A 3,669-nucleotide genomic window follows, 5' to 3' on the forward strand; every position below is an offset into this window, starting at 1 on the left:
GATCTCGCCGATGCCGGGCACCAGGCAGTCTGCCGCGGCCACGGTCTTTCCGTCATCGTTCAACCGCATATAGAACGCCTTGATCTCCTTGGGATAGTCGGTGACGAACACGGGGCGCTTGAACACCTGCTCGGTGAGGAACCGCTCGTGCTCGGTCTGCAGGTCGGTGCCCCACTCCACCTTGTAGTCGAACTGGTCGTTGTGCTCCTTGAGAATCTCCACCGCCTCGGTGTAGCTCACCCGGCCGAAGTCGGAGTTTGCCACGTGGTTCAGCCGCTCAATGAGGCCCTTGTCCACGAACTGGTTGAAGAAGGCCATCTCGTCGGGGCAGCGCTCCATGGTGCGCTTGATGATATACTTGATCATGGCCTCGGCCACGTCCATATCGCCCTTCAGGTCGCAGAAGGCCATCTCCGGCTCGATCATCCAGAACTCGGCGGCGTGGCGCTGGGTGTTGGAGTTCTCCGCCCGGAAGGTGGGTCCGAAGGTGTACACATCGCCGAAAGCCATGGCGAAGTTCTCGGCGTTCAGCTGGCCGGACACCGTCAGGTTGGCGGGCTTGCCGAAGAAGTCCTGGCTGAAGTCCACGGAGCCGTCCTCTTTGCGGGGCGGGTTCTCCATGTCCAGCGTGGTGACCCGGAACATCTCACCGGCGCCCTCGCAGTCGGAGGCGGTGATGATGGGGGTGTGGACATACACAAAGCCCCGGTTCTGGAAGAACTCGTGGATGGCCATGGCCGCCACGGACCGCACCCGGAAGGTGGCGGAGAACAGGTTGGTGCGGGGCCGCAGGTGCTGGATGGTCCGCAGGTACTCCACGGTGTGGCGCTTCTTCTGCAGGGGATAGTCGGGGGCGGAGGCGCCCTCCACCCGGATGGCGGAGGCCTTCAGCTCCAGGGGCTGCTTGGCCCCGGGAGTCAGCACCACGGTGCCGGTGACCTCCAGGGCGGCGCCCACGTTCTGGGCGGCGATCTCCTTGTAGTTGGCCAGGGCGCTGGCGTCCATCACCACCTGCAGATTCTTGAAGCAGGAGCCGTCATTCAGCTCGATGAAGCCGAAGTTCTTCATGTCCCGGATGGTGCGGGCCCAGCCGCCCACGGTGACTTCCTGCCCGGACAGGGTTTCGCTGTCGGCGTAGATCGCCGCGATTTTCGTATAGCTCATATCAATCACCCGTTTTCTTGTTTTTGCTGCGTATCAGATTGGGTTATTTTACACTCTTTTCGCCGCTTTGACAAGAGGAATCGGATTTTTTGCCCCAAATCTCACTCCTGGCGGGCCAGAACCGTCCGCCGCAGGGCAGAGCTGGTGTTCATCAGGCCCAGCACCACCAGGTCCATCACCATCACCGTGGCGCACAGGACGCCGTTGTAGAGGGCGGAGTAGACCCAGGGGTTATGCATGGGCAGGCCCATGAACACATCCGGCATGTACATGTACCACAGCAATCCGCCGGACAGCCACAGCGACACGAACCGGCCGGCGGTGCCCAGCACCACGCCCCACAGCCAGCCCAGCTTCTTCCCGGCGGCAAAGCCGCACAGGCCCAGGGCGGTTTCCGCCACCACATAGTCCATCAGCATGGACTGCCAGGAGATGGCGATGCCGCCGTCCAGCAGGTACTCCAGCACGCCGTAGACACAGCAGCCGATGAAGGACCACCTGGGGCCCCACCGCAGGCAGTAGACAAACATGGGCACCAGCGCCAGGTCGAAGGAGCCGCCGTATGGCAGGCGGAAAATGCGGATGTAGCCCAGCACGATGGCCAGCGCCACCATCAGGGCGCCCTCCACCAGCGGGCGGAGAGAGGAACGGTGTTTCGTCTCAGACATAAAAATGCCTCCAGATAAAAAAGTACCGCATACGCGAACCGGATTCCGTGGCGTGATGCGGTACAAAAGTTTTTCAAAACGGTTGAATCGCTTCCTGCGCCGGCATTATCCGGATCAGGTGTGAGGGACCGGGGACGGCGCCGCGTCCCGCATCTCAGCCGGGTCTGCCCCCAGCGCCCCTGTATTCAGTTTGCCCATGCGGTCTGCCCTCAGTATAGCTTTCCGGCGGAAAAAGTCAAGGCTTTTCCTGTCATCAGGCGATGGCGTGGGCGCCCACGGTGTAGCCGCTCCACTCCCCCGCCTCGGACCGGAGGGCGGTGCAGTCGCAGTAGAAATACGCCCCGGTGACGCTGCGCCACTTTTCCGCGTCAAAGGTGACGGGAATCAGGCTGTAGGTCCCCTCCATGGGCTTTTCCCGGATGGAGTAGAGGCAGCCGTTCTCCCACTGGTAAACAGGCAGGCAGTCGCACTCCGGATCCTCGATCCAGGCGGAAATGTACCCCCGGTCGATGAGCTGCTGCCATGTGCCCTCCACCGGCTCCGCGCCGTGCTGAACGGCGAAGGCCCAGGCCACGGCGGAGCGCTCGCTTTCGCTGAGGCTGGTGGCGGACAGGTCCACCCCCGCCTGCTCCACGCCTTCGTTCAGCCCCGCGTCCTCCTCCCACAGCTCATTCAGCACCCGCAGGTACAGCCCGCAGCGGTCGTCAAAGCCGTCGGTGACCGGCCGGGCCGCCGCCGTCACCGTTCCGCCGAATTGGGCAGGGTACGTCTCCAGCAGCTCGCCGTACTCCACGTCCACCAGCTGGCCCGGCCGCGCCTCCAGCTCCGGGGCGGACAGCAGGTACACGCCGCTGCCCTCCAGCTCCGCCAGCGTCAGCGCTCCGTCCTCCCCCGCGGCCACCACCCGGCAGGTGACGGACTGCCGCGGGGCAGGCTCCTGTCCGGTAGAGGCTGCCGGGTCGGGGGATGGGGGCACAGGGGCGGCGGTCCGCTCCATGGCGCAGCCCCCCAGCAGCAGTGCCGCGCAGAAATACAATCCCAGAAACAGCGTCCATTTTCTCATGGTCAACGCCTCCTTTTGCAGGTTTAGACGCCAGAGGAGGCGATTCGGTTCCCGGAACCGGAAAATTTTCCGTCTGCCGCCCCATCTTGCCATCCGGCGGCGAAGCTGGTATAATGGCCGAAACACACCACACAGGAGGCGGTTCCCATGTTTCAGCCCCAGGCGCGGAATGACTTCATCTGGTTTTTCATCGGCTCCCCCTGGGGACTGCTGGGGTGCTGGCTGCTGCTCATCAGCCTGGTCACTTTTCTGGTGTTCGGCCTGGACAAGTGGAAGGCCAGACGGAAGGAGAAAAAGGAGTCCGTCCGGCGGGTGCCGGAGCGGACGCTGTTTCTGCTGGCGGGTCTGGGCGGCAGCGTGGGCGCCCTGCTGGGAATGAAGGTTTTTCACCACAAAACCCTCCACAAGTCCTTCCGCCTGGGCATTCCCGCCATTCTGATTCTGCAGGTGCTGCTGATCGGCGGCCTGTGGGTCTGGCTCACGTTTCTGCGCTGAAAAAACATCTCCGGACACAGTCCGGAGATGTTTTTTCAGCTTTTCAAATGAGCCTCGCAGAGTTCGCACCCGCAGGTGCGAAAAAATGAAATTCGTTTTTTCCGGCGGCACCTGGTTCTCCCTTGCGGCACAGCCGCTTCGGCCTACGCTAAAAATGTGCCACTGGCACATTTTTTTACGCTGCGGCGGCGGAAAAAACACTTCCCGGTCCGCAAGTGTGTGAGCTGTCCGCTGAAAGCGGACAAGCTCATGCGCGCAGCGGGCCGCAGCCCTTCTCGA

General features: G+C 62.9%; 4 protein-coding genes and 1 riboswitch. Of the genes, 1 reads left to right on the plus strand and 3 read right to left on the minus strand.

Translation table 11 applies throughout. The features are described from left to right. The 3 genes from asnS to SOX55_RS00930 form a co-directional block, all read right to left on the minus strand. The coding region (gene asnS / locus SOX55_RS00920; RefSeq protein WP_325285552.1) for an asparagine--tRNA ligase at window positions 1–1,164 on the minus strand (1,164 nt) is incomplete at its 3' end. A 101-nt stretch (window positions 1,165–1,265) separates the two neighbouring features. Next, window positions 1,266–1,832 carry an energy-coupled thiamine transporter ThiT gene (locus SOX55_RS00925; protein WP_325285553.1) on the minus strand — a complete coding sequence of 189 codons (567 nt, stop codon included), beginning with the start codon at window positions 1,830–1,832 and terminating at the stop codon, window positions 1,266–1,268. Window positions 1,833–1,906: 74 nt separating this feature from the next. Continuing rightward, a riboswitch (TPP riboswitch) is annotated at window positions 1,907–2,023 on the minus strand. A 62-nt stretch (window positions 2,024–2,085) separates the two neighbouring features. Continuing rightward, window positions 2,086–2,895, minus strand: coding sequence for a hypothetical protein (locus tag SOX55_RS00930; RefSeq protein ID WP_325285554.1), 810 nt, complete (start codon window positions 2,893–2,895; stop codon window positions 2,086–2,088). A gap of 147 nt (window positions 2,896–3,042) precedes the next feature. Here SOX55_RS00930 and SOX55_RS00935 point away from each other — a divergent pair, with 147 nt between their 5' ends. Further along, window positions 3,043–3,390, plus strand: a complete 348-nt coding sequence (locus SOX55_RS00935) for a DUF1294 domain-containing protein (protein ID WP_325285555.1) — start codon at window positions 3,043–3,045, stop codon at window positions 3,388–3,390. The last annotated feature ends 279 nt before the right edge of the window (window positions 3,391–3,669 follow it).

The organism is Dysosmobacter sp., from assembly GCF_034093755.1.
GTDB lineage: Bacteria > Bacillota > Clostridia > Oscillospirales > Oscillospiraceae > Oscillibacter.

Coding starts and splice junctions, on each gene's coding strand:
- SOX55_RS00925 (WP_325285553.1), bottom strand. CDS start 1,832: ATGTCTGAGACGAAACACCGTTCCTCTCTCCGCCCGCTGGTGGAGGGC.
- SOX55_RS00930 (WP_325285554.1), bottom strand. CDS start 2,895: ATGAGAAAATGGACGCTGTTTCTGGGATTGTATTTCTGCGCGGCACTG.
- SOX55_RS00935 (WP_325285555.1), top strand. CDS start 3,043: ATGTTTCAGCCCCAGGCGCGGAATGACTTCATCTGGTTTTTCATCGGC.